Annotated in this window: 13 protein-coding genes; 1 reads left to right on the top strand and 12 read right to left on the bottom strand. The window is 52.8% G+C overall.

The window, feature by feature from the left end:
- Positions 1-32 precede the first annotated feature (32 nt).
- The 9 genes from priA to A372_RS0131100 all read right to left on the bottom strand — a co-directional run bounded on the left by priA (position 33) and on the right by A372_RS0131100 (position 12,395).
- On the bottom strand, positions 33-2,639 hold the full coding sequence (gene priA, locus A372_RS0131140; RefSeq protein WP_192813656.1) for a primosomal protein N': 2,607 nt from the start codon (positions 2,637-2,639) through the stop codon (positions 33-35).
- Between the two features lie 19 nt (positions 2,640-2,658).
- Positions 2,659-3,987: a bifunctional phosphopantothenoylcysteine decarboxylase/phosphopantothenate--cysteine ligase CoaBC gene (coaBC, locus tag A372_RS0131135; protein WP_019424863.1), complete on the bottom strand. Its 1,329-nt coding sequence runs from the start codon at positions 3,985-3,987 to the stop codon at positions 2,659-2,661.
- Positions 3,988-4,221: 234 nt separating this feature from the next.
- Positions 4,222-4,449 (bottom strand): DNA-directed RNA polymerase subunit omega, encoded by a 228-nt coding sequence (gene rpoZ, locus A372_RS0131130; protein WP_019424862.1) that lies wholly within the window; start codon positions 4,447-4,449, stop codon positions 4,222-4,224.
- Between the two features lie 111 nt (positions 4,450-4,560).
- Complete coding sequence (gene gmk / locus A372_RS0131125) at positions 4,561-5,139, bottom strand: guanylate kinase (protein WP_026011406.1); 579 nt, start codon at positions 5,137-5,139, stop codon at positions 4,561-4,563.
- A 14-nt stretch (positions 5,140-5,153) separates the two neighbouring features.
- Entirely contained in the window at positions 5,154-5,414 is a 261-nt protein-coding gene (gene remA, locus A372_RS0131120; protein ID WP_005548256.1) for an extracellular matrix/biofilm regulator RemA, read from the bottom strand.
- 35 nt (positions 5,415-5,449) lie between these two features.
- On the bottom strand, positions 5,450-6,334 hold the full coding sequence (locus tag A372_RS0131115) for a YicC/YloC family endoribonuclease (RefSeq protein ID WP_019424860.1): 885 nt from the start codon (positions 6,332-6,334) through the stop codon (positions 5,450-5,452).
- A gap of 32 nt (positions 6,335-6,366) precedes the next feature.
- Entirely contained in the window at positions 6,367-8,268 is a 1,902-nt protein-coding gene (locus tag A372_RS0131110) for a bifunctional homocysteine S-methyltransferase/methylenetetrahydrofolate reductase (protein ID WP_019424859.1), read from the bottom strand.
- 221 nt (positions 8,269-8,489) lie between these two features.
- Complete coding sequence (gene dapF / locus A372_RS0131105) at positions 8,490-9,323, bottom strand: diaminopimelate epimerase (RefSeq protein WP_019424858.1); 834 nt, start codon at positions 9,321-9,323, stop codon at positions 8,490-8,492.
- Between the two features lie 240 nt (positions 9,324-9,563).
- Positions 9,564-12,395, bottom strand: coding sequence for a calcium-translocating P-type ATPase, SERCA-type (locus A372_RS0131100; protein WP_019424857.1), 2,832 nt, complete (start codon positions 12,393-12,395; stop codon positions 9,564-9,566).
- Between the two features lie 318 nt (positions 12,396-12,713).
- Between A372_RS0131100 and A372_RS0131095 the strand changes: the two genes are divergently transcribed.
- Positions 12,714-14,519 carry an Rqc2 family fibronectin-binding protein gene (locus A372_RS0131095; RefSeq protein ID WP_019424856.1) on the top strand — a complete coding sequence of 602 codons (1,806 nt, stop codon included), beginning with the start codon at positions 12,714-12,716 and terminating at the stop codon, positions 14,517-14,519.
- A 223-nt stretch (positions 14,520-14,742) separates the two neighbouring features.
- Here A372_RS0131095 and A372_RS0131090 read toward each other — a convergent pair whose 3' ends face one another.
- The 3 genes from A372_RS0131090 to A372_RS0131080 all read right to left on the bottom strand — a co-directional run bounded on the left by A372_RS0131090 (position 14,743) and on the right by A372_RS0131080 (position 17,451).
- Complete coding sequence (locus A372_RS0131090; RefSeq protein WP_019424855.1) at positions 14,743-15,501, bottom strand: hypothetical protein; 759 nt, start codon at positions 15,499-15,501, stop codon at positions 14,743-14,745.
- A gap of 85 nt (positions 15,502-15,586) precedes the next feature.
- On the bottom strand, positions 15,587-16,540 hold the full coding sequence (locus A372_RS0131085) for a PHP domain-containing protein (RefSeq protein WP_019424854.1): 954 nt from the start codon (positions 16,538-16,540) through the stop codon (positions 15,587-15,589).
- A complete protein-coding gene (locus tag A372_RS0131080) occupies positions 16,537-17,451 on the bottom strand; it encodes a selenium metabolism-associated LysR family transcriptional regulator (RefSeq protein ID WP_019424853.1) in 915 nt (304 codons plus the stop codon). The genes A372_RS0131085 and A372_RS0131080 overlap by 4 nt, the downstream gene beginning before the upstream one ends.
- Between the last annotated feature and the right edge of the window lie 3 nt (positions 17,452-17,454).

Raw genomic sequence — 17,454 nt, 5'->3', positions numbered from 1 at the left:
TAAATGATTTCTCATAACTATTTTCAATACAACTACATCATCATCTGCGGATCTATATCGACGCTAAACCAAATATCCTGCTCTTTCGAAATGGAATCGAATTCAGCCATCGCTTCTGCCATCAGTCCCGATAAATCCACGTTGCCTCTGCATTTGATGACGCATTGAAAACGGTAGCGGTTCTTTATCCGTGGAATCGGAGAAGCGACCGGACCGAGAATGTCCACCGCGTCCGCGTGCGAATCAAGCGGCTTGAGCCAACCATGCTGTTCAGCCAGCTCCTTTAAGCGCATTGCAGCATTCTCCGCTACGCGGACGAGCAGCGGCAACTGCTCATGCGTCATCGACAGGAGCGCCAAGCGGCAGAACGGAGGCACGATTTGATTGCGCCGATGGCGCAGCTCGTCAGATGCAAACGCCGCATAATCGTGCTTCGACGCGTGAAGGACGGAATAATGCTCAGGCGCATACGTCTGCACGACAACTTCGCCCGGCAAATCGTGCCGTCCTGCGCGGCCGGCCACCTGGGTGAGCAATTGGAACGTCTTCTCTGCCGCCCGGAAATCAGGCATATGCAATGCCGAATCCGCCGCAATAACGCCAACCAGCGTAACATAGGGAAAATCAAGTCCCTTTGCCACCATTTGTGTGCCTAACAGCACATCGGCCTTCCGTTCACGGAATTGCTGCAGCATCCGTTCATGTGAGCCTTTTTCCGATGTTGTGTCCACATCCATGCGGATGACGCGAATGCCTGGAAATCGTCTTGCCAGCTGCTCCTCCACCCGCTGCGTACCCGTTCCGAAATAGCGAATATGCTCGCTCTCGCAGGAAGGGCAAACCGAAGGAGCCCGTTCCGCATGGCCGCAATAATGGCAGCGCATATGGCCGGTCTTCATATGGTACGTAAGCGAAATGTCGCATTCTGGGCACTGAGCCACATAGCCGCACGTCCGGCACATGACAAAGGTGGAGTAACCGCGGCGGTTCAGGAGGAGCACCGTCTGTTCGTTCCGTTCAAGCCGCTCTTCCAGTGCCTTCTCCAGCGGAGCGCTGAACATAGAGCGGTTGCCCAGCTTCAGCTGCTCTCGCATATCTACAATTGTGACCGGCGGCAGCTCTCTCCCGCCGACACGGGTCGGCATGGCGACCGACGCTAAGTTCCAGGCCGGCGGCTCTAGACCGCGCGGCAAAGTATCGCTGCCATACAGCCTGGCTGCATAATATGTTTCCATCGACGGGGTAGCGGAACCGAGTACAACGACTGCCCCGTGCTGCCGCGCACGTTCTATCGCCACATCCCGCGCATGATATTTTGGCGTTTCTTCCTGCTTATAAGACGTCTCATGCTCTTCATCCATTATAATAAGCCCGATGCGGGCGAAGGGGGCGAACACGGCAGAACGCGCGCCAATAGCCACCTGTACGCGGCGTTCGCGAATCTTTCTCCATTCGTCATACCGTTCCCCTTGCGACAGACGGCTGTGAAGCACAGCCACCTTGGAACCAAATCTGCCTTTGAAACGCTCAACCATCTGCGGTGTGAGCGAAATTTCCGGCACGAGCACGATCGCTTCTCTGCCTGACTGCAGACAGCGATCAATCGCTTGCAAATACACTTCCGTCTTTCCGCTGCCGGTCACGCCGTGCAGCAGGAACGATTGATGCCGTTCAGCATCCAACGCCTCGATCAAGGAGTCAAATACACCTTGCTGCTCTTCTGTGAGCGGCAACGGTCGCGACGGCTGGAACTGGCGGTGCGCAAATGGATCGCGCATAACCTCCACTTCATCGACAACGACATAGCCTTTCGCTTGCAGCGCCTTCACGGCGGAAGTATTCAAATCCTTAAGCGGCAGCTCGCCTCCGAATTCCAGCAGCTGTGCCAGCACCTCGCGCTGGCGCTGAGCTCGACTGCCGAGCGCTTCGAGCAGTTCATTGAGCTCCGCCTGCTCGACAGCTAGCTGCACCCGCTTCAGCTTTTTAACTCCGATACGGTCCTTAATTCGCTCCGTCTCTACGAGCCATCCGTGCTGCACTGCCTCTTTGATAAGTCGTGCCGCATCCGGAAAAGCCTGCAGCAGCTTCGGTGCTGCTATCGGTTCATGCCGCTTCACATAAGCCAACAATTCACGCGTCAGCGGGTGATCCAGCACAGAGGCAGGCCGTAGCTCGAGCTGTTCCCCGAGCAGGGAGGCAGCGGAATGATGAGGATGCTGCAGAAAAATAATCGCATCCTCCCCAAGCTGCACCGCCTTCTCCCGCTTGCCTTTCATCGCCCCAGGAATCATCGCCTGCAGGGCGGCTGTCTGCGTACAGACATAGCGGGCGCTCATCCATTGTGCCAGTTCCACCAAGTCTGGCGGCAGCGGCGGGACGACATCAAGCAATTGCTGCAGCGGCTTCAAACGATGTAGCGGCACATCGGTATAATGCGACAATCTGATGACGAAGCCTTGAACCGTGCGTCCGCCGAACGGCACGCCAACCCGGCTGCCGACTTCCACCCACGACGCGATGTCGTCGGGAACCGCGTAGTCAAACGGACGGTTCGTTGCTTTACTTGATACATCCACAATGACTTGAGCCACAAGACCATGCCGTTCCTCTTCGAAGCCCGACTCTGTCCCGAAGCTCATCGTCATCACTACTCCATCTCTATTCAAGCGAACGCACCTCTTCGGCAGTAAGCATCCGCTGACCGGAACCTGCCGGAAGCCGTTCAGCTACGATGTGCAGCAGACGCTTCGCGATTCCCGTCTTCGCCATGAGCGGAATGCGTTCCACCAAGCCTTGTTCCTCATAGATCAACACTTCATTATTGTCCGAACGGAACCCTGCATCAGAACGCGACACATCGTTCGCTACAATCAGATCAAGCCGTTTGCGCCGCAGCTTATCGATGGCGTACTGCTCTACGTGCTCCGTCTCTGCCGCGAACCCGACGAGGAACTGATGCATTTTCCGCTTGCCCAGCTCCTCCAAAATATCCGGATTGCGCTCCAGCTCGATAATTAGCTTTTCACCGGTCTTTTTTAATTTCTGCGTCGCCCGGTTAACTGGCCGATAATCCGCCACGGCCGCTGTCATAATGACAATATCGGCGTTGTCGTATTGGGACGTCACCGCATCGAACATATCTTGGGTCGATTCGACCGCGATAACCTCCATGCCTTCCGGTGGAGCAACCTGAGTCTGTCCCGCTATGAGAATAACCTTCGCTCCCATACTGCGTGCCGCATCTGCAACGGCGAACCCCATTTTCCCGGAAGAATCGTTCGTAATATAGCGGACCGGATCAATTCGTTCCAGCGTACCGCCTGCGGTGACCAGCACCGTTCGGCCGGACAGCAACTCTTCCCCGCCGCCCAGTCCAGGTTGAAGTTCGGCATCATGGCCCAGCTTGCTTGGCAGCGCCACCTCACTGACCGCTTGTTCCTTTGCTGTGGCACACCACTGCTTCACATGCTCCACGATATGCTCCGGTTCAGCCATCCGGCCTTTGCCCGTATATCCGCAAGCAAGCAGACCCTCTTCCGGTTCAATGAACATGACGCCTCGTTGCCGCAGCACGTCCATGTTCTGCTGCACCGCAGGGTGAGCGTACATATGCACATTCATGGCCGGAGCCACCAAGATCGGGGCCATCGTCGCCAGCACGGTCGTCGTTAGCATATCATCGGCAAGTCCATGAGCCATCTTCGCGATCACATTGGCCGTCGCCGGTGCGATAAGGACCAAATCGGCATGATCCGCCAAATGAATATGGGACACGACCGATGCATCCCGTTCATCGAACGTATCTGTATACACGTTCTGACGCGACAGCGTCTGAAACGTCAATTCCGAGATGAATTGAGTGGCGGACGACGTCATAATGACGTGCACCTCCGCACCCTCCTGCTTTAATTTGCTGCATAGAGCCGCGGCTTTATAAGCCGCGATCCCACCAGTAACTCCGAGCACTATCGTTTTCCCTTGCAGCATACGCTCCCGCCTTTCCGTTACGTTTCATGCAAGCGTTTTTTCATTACATTAAAAATATACAACCTTGAAAAAAATAACAACCTTTCGGTTGTTATTTGGATTATAGACTCATTTAAGAGCATACTTGGTTCGATATCCCTGCTTGAATAAGCAGACCCCGATCCAAGCAGCCCGCATACGATACGCGTTTTCCGTTACAGAGGTTGTTCAAAAAGCCCCTTTTTGAACACGCAATTACAGAACCGTTTTTGAGCGTTCTTGCGTTTGTGTACCTTGTTGAATAAAAATATTATCACCGTAAATTTCCTCCAACGCCACACCAACCTGCTTGTGCGATTTTGGCTGAGTCATCTCCGTACGGTTTCCGTCACGCAGCTGACGCGCCCGGCGAGAAGCGGCAACGACCAAAGAATATTTACTGTCTACCTTCTTCATCAGTTCATCAATAGATGGATAAAGCATAGTTCAACACTCCTTTTCTTAGTGCTTCTTGACTGATTTACTTAGTCCGAAGCGTGTATCGACAATGAACCGTGACAAGGCACACTTCGTGAAAAGTGCGCCCTGCTCAGCCTATTCATTAGGCTCAATTTTACAATGTTCGGCAATAACGATGCTCTCTATACGTTCGCAAGCCAAGTCAATCTCGTCATTCACGACCGCGTAATCATAGTTCGCCATGAGCGCGATCTCTTCAACCGCTACATTCATACGATGATCGATGACGTGGTCGTTCTCCGTTCCGCGACCGCGAATACGGTCCTTCAACTCGTCCAGCGAAGGCGGAAGCAAGAATATAAAAATGCCGTCAGGGAACTTTTCTTTTACTTTCAGCGCACCTTGGACTTCAATCTCCAAGATGATGTCGCGTCCTTCCTCGAGTGTGCGCTCGACGAAATCGCGCGGCGTGCCGTAATAATTCCCTACATACTCGGCATATTCAAGCAATTGATCCTCTTCGATCATCTGCATAAATTGTTCGCGTGATTTGAAAAAATAATTCACGCCGTCCGTCTCGCCGATCCGCGGCTGGCGGGTCGTGGCGGACACGGAATAGATCAAATCAGGCATTTTTTTCAGAAGCGCCTTGCACACCGTGCCTTTACCGACTCCAGACGGGCCGGAAAGCACAAATAATAACCCCTTATTCATGTTCGTCTCCATCTTTATTCGTCGTTGTCGTCATCCTTAGTTGATAAACGGTGCGCTACCGTCTCCGGTTGTACGGCGGATAAGATGACATGGTCACTGTCCGTAATGATAACCGCACGTGTTCGACGACCGTATGTAGCGTCAATAAGCATATGGCGGTCACGTGCTTCTTGAATGATTCGTTTGATCGGAGCCGATTCCGGGCTCACGATGGAAATAATTCGGTTGGCAGATACAATATTACCAAAACCGATGTTAATCAGCTTGATCGCCATTACAGGTCCTCCCTCTAAATTCGAACGCTCCTAGTTTATTCAATATTCGCGGCTTGTTCGCGAATCTTTTCCAGCTCAGCTTTCATATCGACGACCCGGTTGACAAGTTCCAAATGGTTCGCCTTGGAGCCGATGGTGTTCGTTTCCCGATTCATTTCCTGGATAAGAAAATCAAGCTTGCGTCCTATCGGTTCACTGCTATGGAGCAGCTGTCCGAACTGTCCAAAATGGCTCTTTAACCGCGTCAATTCTTCGTCAATGTTGGAGCGTTCCGCAAACAATGCTACTTCCATGCCGAACTTGTGATCGTCAAAGGAAGAATTCGCATGCAACAGTTGCTCTATACGCTGTTTAAGCTTGGCTCGGTACTCGGTCACAACAACCGGAGCCCACTCCATCATTTCCACATGAAGCGACTGTAAGCGGCCCAGCCGTTCTGCCAGATCCCGGTTGAGGTGGCTGCCTTCCATGGCGCGCATCCGGCATAATCCATCCATTGCTTCGGTCAATCCCGATTCCAAGCAAGAAGCAAGTTCTTCCTCGGACCATGATGTCTCTTCTCGGATCGTAATAATATCAGGCAGGCGAAGCCAATCATCAACGGACAATTCTCCCGATACGCCATATTTATCACGGAGCAATTGAGAGGCTTGCATGTAAGCTTCGAGCGTCTGGTCGTTAATTTCGACCAGCGTCTTCGCTTCACCTTCACGCTCCTTGTTAATAAACACATCAATTCGGCCGCGCTTCACGTGCTGCTGCACGATACGGCGCAGACGATCTTCGTGGCTTGTCCATTCACGCGGCATGCGGAGCATGATTTCACAATATCGATGGTTTACGGATTTCACTTCAATGCTTAGTTTGTATCCGCCAATCTCGCGTGCGGACTGACCATATCCGGTCATGCTGTAAACCATGAGAACCACATCCATTATCCTATTTTAATTGATTATGTTAGTCGAAACAAGGGGTCTGTCTGCCGTTCCGCTTTTTCCCATACGTATTGCGTCAATTCGGCCGTCATTTCATAGAACATAAATGGAGTCATAAAATAAATGCCTTTAAAATGATTTACTGCTACGTCCAGCAATTCTTTGGCGATTGCTACGCCTTCCTGGCGCCCCGCCTCACCTTCGAGTCCTTTCATACGGCCTCGGACTTCATCGGAAAGCTCGATGCCTGGAACCTCATTATGCAAATACTCCGCGTTTCTTCCGCTCGCCAGCGGCATGATGCCGATAAAGATCGGCACGTTCAGATGCTTCGTTCCTTCAGCAATGCGTTCGATTAGCGCGACGTCATATACCGGTTGCGTCATAATGTAGTCCGCTCCCGCTTCAATCTTCCGCTCGAGACGCGCGATGGCTTTGTCCAAATGCTTCACGTTCGGATTGAAGGCTGCCCCGACGACAAAGGTCGCTCGCTGTTTGAGCGGCTTACCAGAGAACGCTAACCCTGTGTTCAACTGCTTAATCATGCGTATAATTTCAAAGGAAGTCAAATCGTAAACCGAGCTGGAATCAGGCAAATCACCGAATCGCGCCGGATCCCCCGTGACGGCCAGCACGTGGTCGATGCCAAGTGCGTTCAAACCCATCATATGGGACTGAGTGCCGATGAGATTGCGGTCGCGGCATGCGATATGAACCAACGGCCGCATGCCAAGCTTATCCAATACCAGATAACCGAGCGCCATATTGCTCATTCTCGTAACGGCAAGCGAGTTATCCGCCAACGTAATCGCATCTGCCCCGGCTTTTTGCAGCGCCTCCGCTCCCTTCATGAACTTCGCAATGTCCAAGTCGCGCGGCGGGTCCAGTTCAACAATGACAGTATGTCGCGTACGAACCATATCGACGATGGAGCTCGCCGCCTGATCGCCGTCCCCTGTCTCTTCTATATTATGGGGATATTGTTGAACCTCCAATCTGTTCATATCCCCGTTGGCTGCATCCAATTCAGTATTGAGCGGCAATGCAGGAACATCGATATCTTGCAATGCTGCGGCAATCGTCTGAATATGTTCAGGCGTCGTTCCGCAGCACCCTCCGATAAGCCGGGCGCCCATCTGGGCAAAATGAACAGCGCTCTCCGCCATATATTCGGCAGTCGCGACGAAATTATAGCGTCCGTCAACATAGTCGGGAAGCCCCGCATTCGGAAATGCGGACATCGGAAGCGCAATTTGACCTTGGACACTTTCCATCGCTCGCAACAGTCCATTTGGACCCATACGGCAATTCAAGCCGACCACATCAGCCCCATCTTCACGCAAAATACGGAAAGCATCGAGCAGCCTTACCCCATCCTTTGTCCGCTGCGATTCTTCTACGGCGAACTGGCAAATGATAGGGACCTGTTCATCCAAGCTGCGAACAATCTGGAGTGCAAGCCGCATTTCCTCCAAATCATAGAACGTTTCGAACATGATGCCGTCCACGCCTTCTTCTAATAAAGAAGACAACTGTTCCGTATAATCGAGCTTCACCTGATCGGTATGAATATTTTCCCGTTTCCCCGCACGGATGGAGCCTAACGCCCCCACCACATATGCGCGGTCCTGCGCCGCTTCACGAGCTAAGCGGACTGCTGCGCGGTTAATTTCCTTTACCTTGTCTTCCAAACCGTGCTTGGACAACTTCTCACGATTGGCCGTAAATGTATTTGTTTCAAGCAAGCGGGCTCCCGCTGCTACATAACGCTGATGGATATCGCGAATCATATCTGGCTCGCTTACATTTAATGCTTCATATGAAATGCCAACAGGATATCCAAGCTGATATAAATAGGTTCCCATCGCACCATCGCCGACAATGATCTGCTCTTGTAACGCCTCGCGAAAGTCTTTCATCCTGTCTTGCACCCCATTCTCCCATGATTGTTCAACATGACTTATCCTACATTCTAACAAGAAACGTTCATTCTTGAAACAAAAGACGCCCCGCTGGAGCGTCTTTTTTTCATGAAAATGCATATATGTGCGTTTCGTTTCTACGCTTGTGCGTGTACACCTTACAAAAACGGTCGTCCGTCCTGATGGGACGGACAGGACATCCGCGGACCAAACTTAACTTACGCCCAGCGGCCTTCAAATACAACCTCAGCGGCCCCGGTCATATACACATGATTATCCGCCGCATCCCATTCGATCCACAGTTCGCCGCCAGCAAGCGATACGGTCGTCTGACGGTCCGTCAATCCGTTCAGCACGCTCGCCACAAGCGTGGCGCATGCCCCCGTTCCGCAGGCAAGCGTTGGCCCTGCTCCTCGCTCCCATACGCGCATGTCCACTTCGCTGTGCGACTTGACCGTTGCAAATTCTACATTTATTTTGCGAGGGAACAGCGAATGGGTTTCCAGCCTCGGCCCCCATGCAGCGAGGTCGAAGGAAGCAGCATCTTCCACATAAATGACACAATGCGGATTGCCCATCGATACCGCCGTGAACTGGAATGACCTGCCGTCCACTTCTATAGGATGAGCGACAATCTGCTTCTCATCGATCGTGGTCGGCACCTTCAGCCCCTCCAAGACAGGTTCACCCATGTCGACCCGTACCGATTCAACTTTCCCGTTAACTTGGTTCAGCTGCACCCGCTGCACACCAGCGCCTCTCGTCTCGATCGTCAGCTCGTCTGAGACAGCGTGGCGGTTATCGACGACATATTTGGCAACACAGCGGATCGCATTGCCGCACTGTTCAGCTTCCGTTCCGTCAGAATTAATGATTCGCATCATAAAATCAGCCCGCACGGAAGGCAAAATATATACTAACCCGTCTGCACCTACGCCAAAGTGACGGTCACAGACGGTAATCGCCAGCTCTGCCACCCGGTCGGGCAGTGTCTCTTCTCCGTATACGATGACAAAATCGTTGCCTAACCCATGCATTTTCGTGAATAACATTTCATCCCCAACTCCTCTTGCGGGCGGCCGTCCCTGACTGATGTCACTAGGATACCGCAATCCGAGCGGGAATGTGTATTCACGGAGTGCACCAATGTTTGTACTATTCCTCTAGTTCAAAAATTCCCTTTTGCTCACGCAGTGTAACAGGAAATAGATTCGACGTCGAATCTTGTGTTCACCCTCGAAGAGCCGATGCTTCCGAAGTATGTTTCCTACGGAAAGCTTCTGCAATCAGAACTACGCGGCACGCCGATTGGAAGTATATGCCGGCTTCCCTCTAGATTTCCCGGATTTTTGTCCGCTCAATACGGAGCCGATGCCCATTAAAAATGTCGGAATGCCAGCCATGACAAACGTAATCGCCCAATCTCTGAAATGAAGCGGAACCGTCTTAAATATAGGCTGCAGCGGCTCGACATATAAGACAGCCAACAGAAGCAGGATTGACGATGCGACGGCCAGTACCAAATACCGGTTCTGGAAAATATTCCGGTGAAAGATGGAACGTGAGCTGCGGCAATCAAAGACGTGAATCAATTGAGCCATTACAAGCGTCGCGAACGCAACTGATTGCGCCTTCGTCAGCTGCTCCGCGCTGTTCGGGTCAACACTCCACGTAAGCCAGAACGCGATCAGTGTACATACGCCAATGAGCAGCCCCCGGCTTATTATTTTCCATCCCAGACGCCGAGCGAAAATGTTCTCTTTCGCCGTGCGCGGCCGATGCTCCATTAAATCCTTCTCCGGCTGATCAACACCGAGCGCCATGGCAGGCAGTCCATCGGTCACCAGATTCACCCATAAAATCTGAATAGGGATGAGCGGCAGCGGAAGTCCGAGCATCATAGCAAAGAACATTACCAATATTTCGCCGACATTGGAAGCAAGCAAATAGCGGATAAATTTGCGAATGTTCTCGTAAATGCCCCTGCCTTCCTCGATCGCGGCAACGATGGTGGCAAAGTTATCGTCGCTTAAAATGAGCGCCGACGCCTCTTTCGACACATCCGTTCCCGTAATGCCCATTGCGATGCCGATATCGGCCGCTTTAATCGCTGGCGCATCATTCACCCCGTCGCCGGTCATGGCGACGACATGCCCTTTACGCTGAAGCGATTTTACGATGCGCAGCTTATGCTCTGGCGATACGCGCGCGTACACGTATATAGTATCGATGACCTTGTCGAGCGCATCGTCATCCATCTGTGCCAACTGGACACCGTTCACCGTCTGTCCGCCATGTGGTATGATGCCAAGCTGATGCGCAATCGCTTCCGCTGTCAGCTGATGGTCACCCGTGATCATGACCGTCTTAATGCCAGCGCGGCGGCAGACCGCAATCGCATCCCTCGCTTCACGGCGCGGCGGATCTATCATGCCTGCCAAGCCCACGAAGATAAGCTGCGATTCAACCGCGGATTCATGAGCCGAGGATTCGCTTGCTTTTAATTCGCGGTAAGCTAGTCCCAATACTCGCAAGGCCTGTTTGGCCATTTCCTCGTTCGCGGCGAGAGCCTTCTGCTTCAAGCCAGCTGTGAGCGGAACCACCTTGCCATCCCACAATATATAGTTGCAGCGGTCAAGCAGCACGTCAGGCGCTCCTTTGGTAAGCACGTTTCTTCCGCCTTGATGTGTTATGATGACGGACATTCTTTTCCGTTCCGAGTCAAAAGGATACTCCTCCATACGCGCGTACATACCGCCCAATGTCTGCGATGTCATTCCCAGCTTGGCAGCCAGTACAAGCAGCGCTCCTTCTGTCGGGTCTCCTTTAATGTCCCATATCGGTTTTAACTCCTCACTTCCCTGTTTCTTCGCTTCTTTTGCCTTCTTCGTCTGTTGGCCGATCCCCTTCGTCGAACGCAACTCGGACGGATAGGACTCAGACAGCACAGCATTGTTGCATAGCGCGCTAATTTGCAGAAACCGACGCAGCGCCTGATCATTTTTCATGTCGAGCAGCTTACCCTGCTCGGTGACTTGACCTGCAGGCTCAAAGCCTTCCCCGCTTACTTCCAGTGCTCTTCCGCCCATCCAAATGCGAGTAACTGTCATTTTGTTCTGCGTAAGCGTCCCGGTCTTATCCGAACAAATGACCGAAGCGCAGCCCAACGTCTCCACGGAAGGCAGCTTGCGCACGATCGCTTTGCGCTTAATCATGCGCTGAACGCCAAGCGCGAGCGCAATCGTCACAATGGCAGGCAGCCCTTCAGGAATAGCAGCCACGGCCAGACTGACGCCGGCCAAGAACATGCCCATCGCTGGTTGTCCGTGAAGTATGCCGGCAACGACGACCATTACGGTGAGCGCAAGCGCGACAATAATGAGAATTTTACCGAGCTGCTCCAGACGATGCTGCAGTGGCGTATCCATGGATTCGGTGTTTTCAATCATGTGCGCAATTTTGCCCATCTCCGTGTCCATCCCTGTCCGTATAACGACGCCCCTCCCCGTACCTCGGGTCATCATCGTTCCCATGAAGCCGATATTTTTCAAATCTCCTAACGGCAATTCGTCCTGTCTAATCGATTTATGGTGCTTGTTTACAGGAACCGATTCTCCTGTCAACGCCGATTCCTCCACATAGCAGCTGCTCGTCGAGAGCCATCTGACGTCAGCTGGCAAGCGGTCCCCGCTTTCCAGGAGCACGATATCACCTGGCACTAGATCGTTCGCATTGATGTGGCATAGCTTGCTGGATCGCATCACCTTTGCCATAGGGGCAGAGAGCTGCTTCAGTGCACGCAGCGAACGCTCCGCCCGGAATTCCTGCACGAAGCCGAGCACTCCATTAAGGAGAATGATCGTGATGATCGTGATGGCATCGAGATATTCCCCGAGCATTCCCGATACAAGCGTGGCCCCGGCCAGCACGAGCACCATGAAATCTTTAAATTGGTTGAAAAACAACGCCAATGGCGACACGCGTTTCCCCTCCGACAGCTCATTGCGCCCGTAGCGTTCCTGACGCGCTGCCGCATCTTCGTCCGACAATCCTTGTTCGGCGTGGACCCCCAGCGCATGAAGCAAGTCATTCGCCGTTAACTGGTGCCACTTGATTTGATCCATGGTCCGTTCCCCTTTCCTACCCAATAATAGAGGTTGTCACGCAATAATGGCTATGCATTGGCGGCCGTACAGCGCGTCCAAGCAGACAGCCTTTAGGCTAAATCTATTCGGACGAGTCTAAAAATATCCCATTGTTCCTTCCAGTGCTTAAGTTTTGCGCAAAAATATGGCATCATAGGAGATAGCTCCAACATTAAGGGATGCAGTCCCATCCGTATGAGTCCTGCTCTGGTTGCCCAGCAGCACTTATAGGGGTTATCCCTTTTTGAACACGTACTTATCCATTGGATCGCAGAGGCGATAGATAGGAGAACTATTATGTCTTTAGATGGAATCGTAACCCGCGCAATCGTTCATGAACTGCAGCAGACGATCGGCGCACGCATTCATAAAATTTATCAACCGACTGATCACGACTTATTGCTGCACATGCGGGTAGCCGGCAAAAATCGCAAGCTGCTGCTCTCCGCCAATCCGACCTATCCACGCATTCATTTCACGGAGCAAACCTTCTCCAATCCACCAGAACCGCCAATGTTCTGCATGCTGATGCGGAAAAATTGCGAAGGCGGCATTATTGAGCGTGTCGAACAAGTCGGCATGGAGCGCGTCGTCCATATGCAAATTCGCCAGCGGGACGAGCTCGGAGATGAGTCCGTGAAGACGCTCGTCGTGGAGCTGACCGGACGACACAGCAACGTCATCCTGCTCGATCCATCGGCCACAACGATCATCGACGGCATACACCATGTCACGCCGGCCATCAGCAGTTATCGCATCGTCATGCCTGGATTTGCTTATACGGCGCCTCCCGAGCAGCATAAGTCCAATCCGCTGACGGTTAGCGAGTCACAGTTCCGTTCCCTGTGGAACAATGAAAGCGACACACAGGAGAACGAGCAAGCGCAAGAGAGCGAACAGACGCGGGTGAACATGACCGGCTCCAAATGGCTTGTCCAGCACATGTCTGGCATTAGCCCCCGTTTGGCTGAAGAGATTGTGTTTCGCTCTGGCCTCGCGCGCGAGGAAAGCCTCACGACCGAGTCGCATATCCAGTCTCTGTGGAATGCTTTTGCTGGACTCATGAATGAGATTCGCGAGCATCATTATATGCCTACGCTTGTCGAAGACGATCATGGCAAAACCTACTTCTCAGCAGTATCGTTGACGCATATTTCCGGCATTGCGTCGACGTTCGAGTCGATGAGCGACTGTATAGAAGCCTTCTACGGGAACAAAGCGGAACGGGATATGATCAAGCAACGGGTCGGAGACTTAACCCGCTTCCTGCAACAGGAGCGCACGAAGAATACCAAGAAGCTGGAGAAGCTTTCCGAGACACTGCATGAGGCCCGAGACGCAGATCGCCACCGTATTATGGGCGAGCTGCTGTTCACCTCGCTCCACACCATTTCCAAGGGTGACAAAGAGGTGGATCTCCTCAATTTCTACGATGAGAACGGCGCAACGATAACGATACCGCTCGACCCGCTGCTGTCGCCTTCTGATAACGCTCAACGGTATTTTAAAAAATACAACAAAGCGAAAAACAGCATTGCGGTCGTGCAAGAGCAGATGGAAGCGGCGCAAGAGGAGAATCGTTATTTCGAGACGCTGCTGCTGCAGCTGAGTGAGGCGAACGTGCAGGACGCGCAGGAAATAAGGGAGGAGCTTGTCGAGCAAGGATATTTGCGCGATCGCAATCGCAAGGGGAAACGTAAAAAGAAGGATAGCCGCCCTACGCTGCATTGCTTTACTTCGTCAGAGGGTATTCCGATTTATGTCGGCAAGAACAATCTGCAAAATGAATATGTAAGCAATCGGCTAGGAAAGCCGAACGATACGTGGCTGCATACGAAGGATATCCCAGGATCGCACGTCGTTATTCGAAGCGAGCAATACGGAGACACTACACTAGAGGAAGCGGCGCAGCTTGCCGCCTATTTCAGCCAAGCCAAAAATTCAAGCCAAGTCCCTGTCGACTACACGCTGATTCGCCACGTCCGCAAGCCGAATGGAGCGAAGCCCGGATTCGTCATTTATGAACGGCAGAAGACGCTGTTCATCACGCCGGACAGCAAGCGAATCGACCAAATGCCGGTCACGATGAAGTCCGGGGGATAAAAGCGCGAAACATTGCTCACTGTCGGACGGTGCCCATCCGGTACTCAACTGCATATCGCAGCTCAAGTGCAACAAAAAAATTGCAGAGCAGCCATTGATAATCAAAAAATAATAAGCCTGACTCCGTGTCAGGCTAAAGCAAGGCTGTCGAGAGAGTTTCGACAGCCTTAAATTATGATAGCAGCTCTGCTTCGCCCACTCTACGTCTTGCGAAGCATACTGATCATGTATCGGCTCTGCGCCACCGCGTGTCTGACAAATTGCGGACACGCTTGCCATCCGTCACGATTGCTTGCTGGAATAATATCGTGCTGGAAACAGCAACATTTGTGGAATTTTTAGAGTTAGCTTCAGAATCCGGCAGATGGACTTTGACTACCGCCACACTATGTCCAGGAGAGAAATCGACCTCGCCGAGCGGAAGTTCCTTCAAGGAAGCGTGCGTTCCGTCCAGATCATCTGCGTGGAGAGTCACATATGCTCGCACCGTCCGCGACTCGTAATTAACGGCCTTTAGGCTGCATTCCCCTTTCCAGTACGCAACTCCGTGTTGTAATTGGCATCTGCCTATAGTCTGTTCGAACTGAAGCGCGTAGATCCCTTCTCCGAACCAAGTCTGATACAAGTTGACCGCATAATTCGGCGCCCACACCAGCAGCAGGAATGCCACAATGCCGATCCGCACCCGCTTGCGGCTCAAGGAGCGGGCAAGCATCCGCAACATCACGATCACCCCAATCAATAGGGGAAGTCCGGTTAGAATTATTCTCGTATTATTCCCGATCTGAAATACGGTAGGGATGCCGAGCCAATTCATTATTCCTTCGAACCAAGTATATCCGTGGGGAAATCGGATGCTGAGCATGAACAACACGGCATACAAAATAGCCGCTTTTACAAAAAGTCGTCGGTCACGTATCAGCTTCTCATTTGAGAGCTGCCGTTCAGATAGAACATTGGGATCGAAATGTTGTTGATTCAATAATTTCGCCCCTCCTCTCCCAGTAAAACGCAATCACAGTTAGAATTTCGTGGCGTTCCTTAACGATATTTAGCCTTCCTGTGTACTATAATCCCTTTACTTTATACTTGTCGCCTTTGCTTCGAAGCCGCTCCACTGCCTCCATTCCGACCCGGCGGCCGCCCAGCGCTCCATGGAACACTTCGCCGCGGCGGGCGCCGTGGAAGTCCGATCCTGCTGTCATAATGAGCCCGCAACGCGCTGCCAGAACGCCGTAACGCTTGCTGTCCTCTAACGAATGATCAGAATGCCACACCTCTATGCCGTCCCAAGGCGAAGCTCCCACAATGCGCTCCACCAATTCATCCGACCCATACAAGCCCGGATGGGCGAGCACAGCGGCACCTCCGGCCGCATGTATCCAAGCCACCGCCTCGTGCGGGCGGATACGCGGCGGGTTGACGTAAGCCTTTCCGCCGGTGCCAAGATAAAGCTCAAACGCCTCCTGCATATTGCGCACCACTCCGCGCCGTACAAGCGCATCGGCAATATGGGGGCGTCCTACCGTCTCGCCTGGGGATAACGGGCGCCCCAATTCAGCGATGACTTCGTCCATCGTTAGCGGTATGCCCAGCTCGGTCAGCTTGGCCACGAGCATGTCATTGCGCCGATCACGGATGGCGCGCAGGCTGGCCAAGCGCTCTAGGAACAGCTCATCCTCAATATTCATGAAATAACCGAGCACATGAATATCAATTCCGTCCTCCACCGTGCTAATCTCAACCCCTGGCACAATGCGCACGCCGTATTCCTGTCCAGCCTTCAGCGCTTCCTTCACCCCGGCAACCGTATCGTGATCTGTTATCGCAAGCGCCTCAAGCCCCGCCTTGCAGGCAAGGCGGACGTTATCTGACGGCGTCATCATCCCATCAGAAGATGTCGTATGACTGTGCAGATCGGCGCCGCCTGCTGAGGCGGGAGACCCCTCAAGCCCTTCTGTCGATAGTAATGAAGCATCGTTCGTTGCCATAGACTCAGGTCCATCGAAAAATGGTGTCATTGCAGCACCCCCTTTCCTTGCCTATTTCGCAGAAATGTAAGAAATGTAGTCGCCGGCAGCGATAGCAGTCCAGACTGCGCATGCACGGCATAAAATTGGCGTTTCATACGAATATGCTGAATCCGGACAGCTTTCACCAAGCCAAGCGCTTGCTCATGCCTTACGACTGAAGGCGAGAGCATCGTCACGCCAATTCCGGCCTCCACTGCCGACTTGACCGCTCCCGTACTGCCGAGCTCCATCACAACCTGCAATTGCTCTGGGTGCACTCCTTGCTCGCGCAAAGCCTCTTCCATAACGAGACGCGTACCCGAGCCTTGCTCCCGCAGAACGAACGGATACGTCAACACGTCCTGCAGTTCCACTTCGTTCGTCTGCGCCAACGGGTGCTCTCTTGGCACGATGAGCAACAGTTCATCTTCCATGACCGGCTCCAAGCTAATATCGGTATCAGCTACCGGCGCCTCGACAAGGCCGAGATGGAGCTGCTGCGAACGAATTCCTTCAGCGATTTGCGATGAATTCATAACTCGGAGGTGAATATCAAGCTGCGGATGCAGCTTCGCGAATGTGCCGAGCACATGGGGGAGCACATATTCTCCAATCGTCAAGCTAGCGGCCAGCACAAGCTTCCCCTGCAGATCGAGCGTGTAGTTCGACATCATTTCCTCTGTCTCACGAACAAGCTCGAGACAGCGCTGCGCATAAGGAAAAAGCTTCTGTCCAGCTTCAGAAAGCTGCAGCTTCTTCGTAGAACGATGCAGCAGCTTCGTTCCGAAATACTCTTCCAGCGCTTGGATTTGCATCGTCACCGCCGGCTGCGTCATGTGCAGCGCTTGCGCAGCAGCAGAGAAGCTCCCTCGCGTCGCTACGCTATAAAATATATGAAGCTGGTGAAAATTCAACCCCATCCG

Origin of the sequence: Paenibacillus sp. OSY-SE (genome assembly GCF_000283315.1) — a bacterium.
GTDB classification, from domain to species: domain Bacteria; phylum Bacillota; class Bacilli; order Paenibacillales; family Paenibacillaceae; genus Paenibacillus_B; species Paenibacillus_B profundus.
The sequence above is the reverse complement of the archived record's forward strand: the minus strand, read 5'-3'. Positions and strand labels throughout refer to the sequence as shown.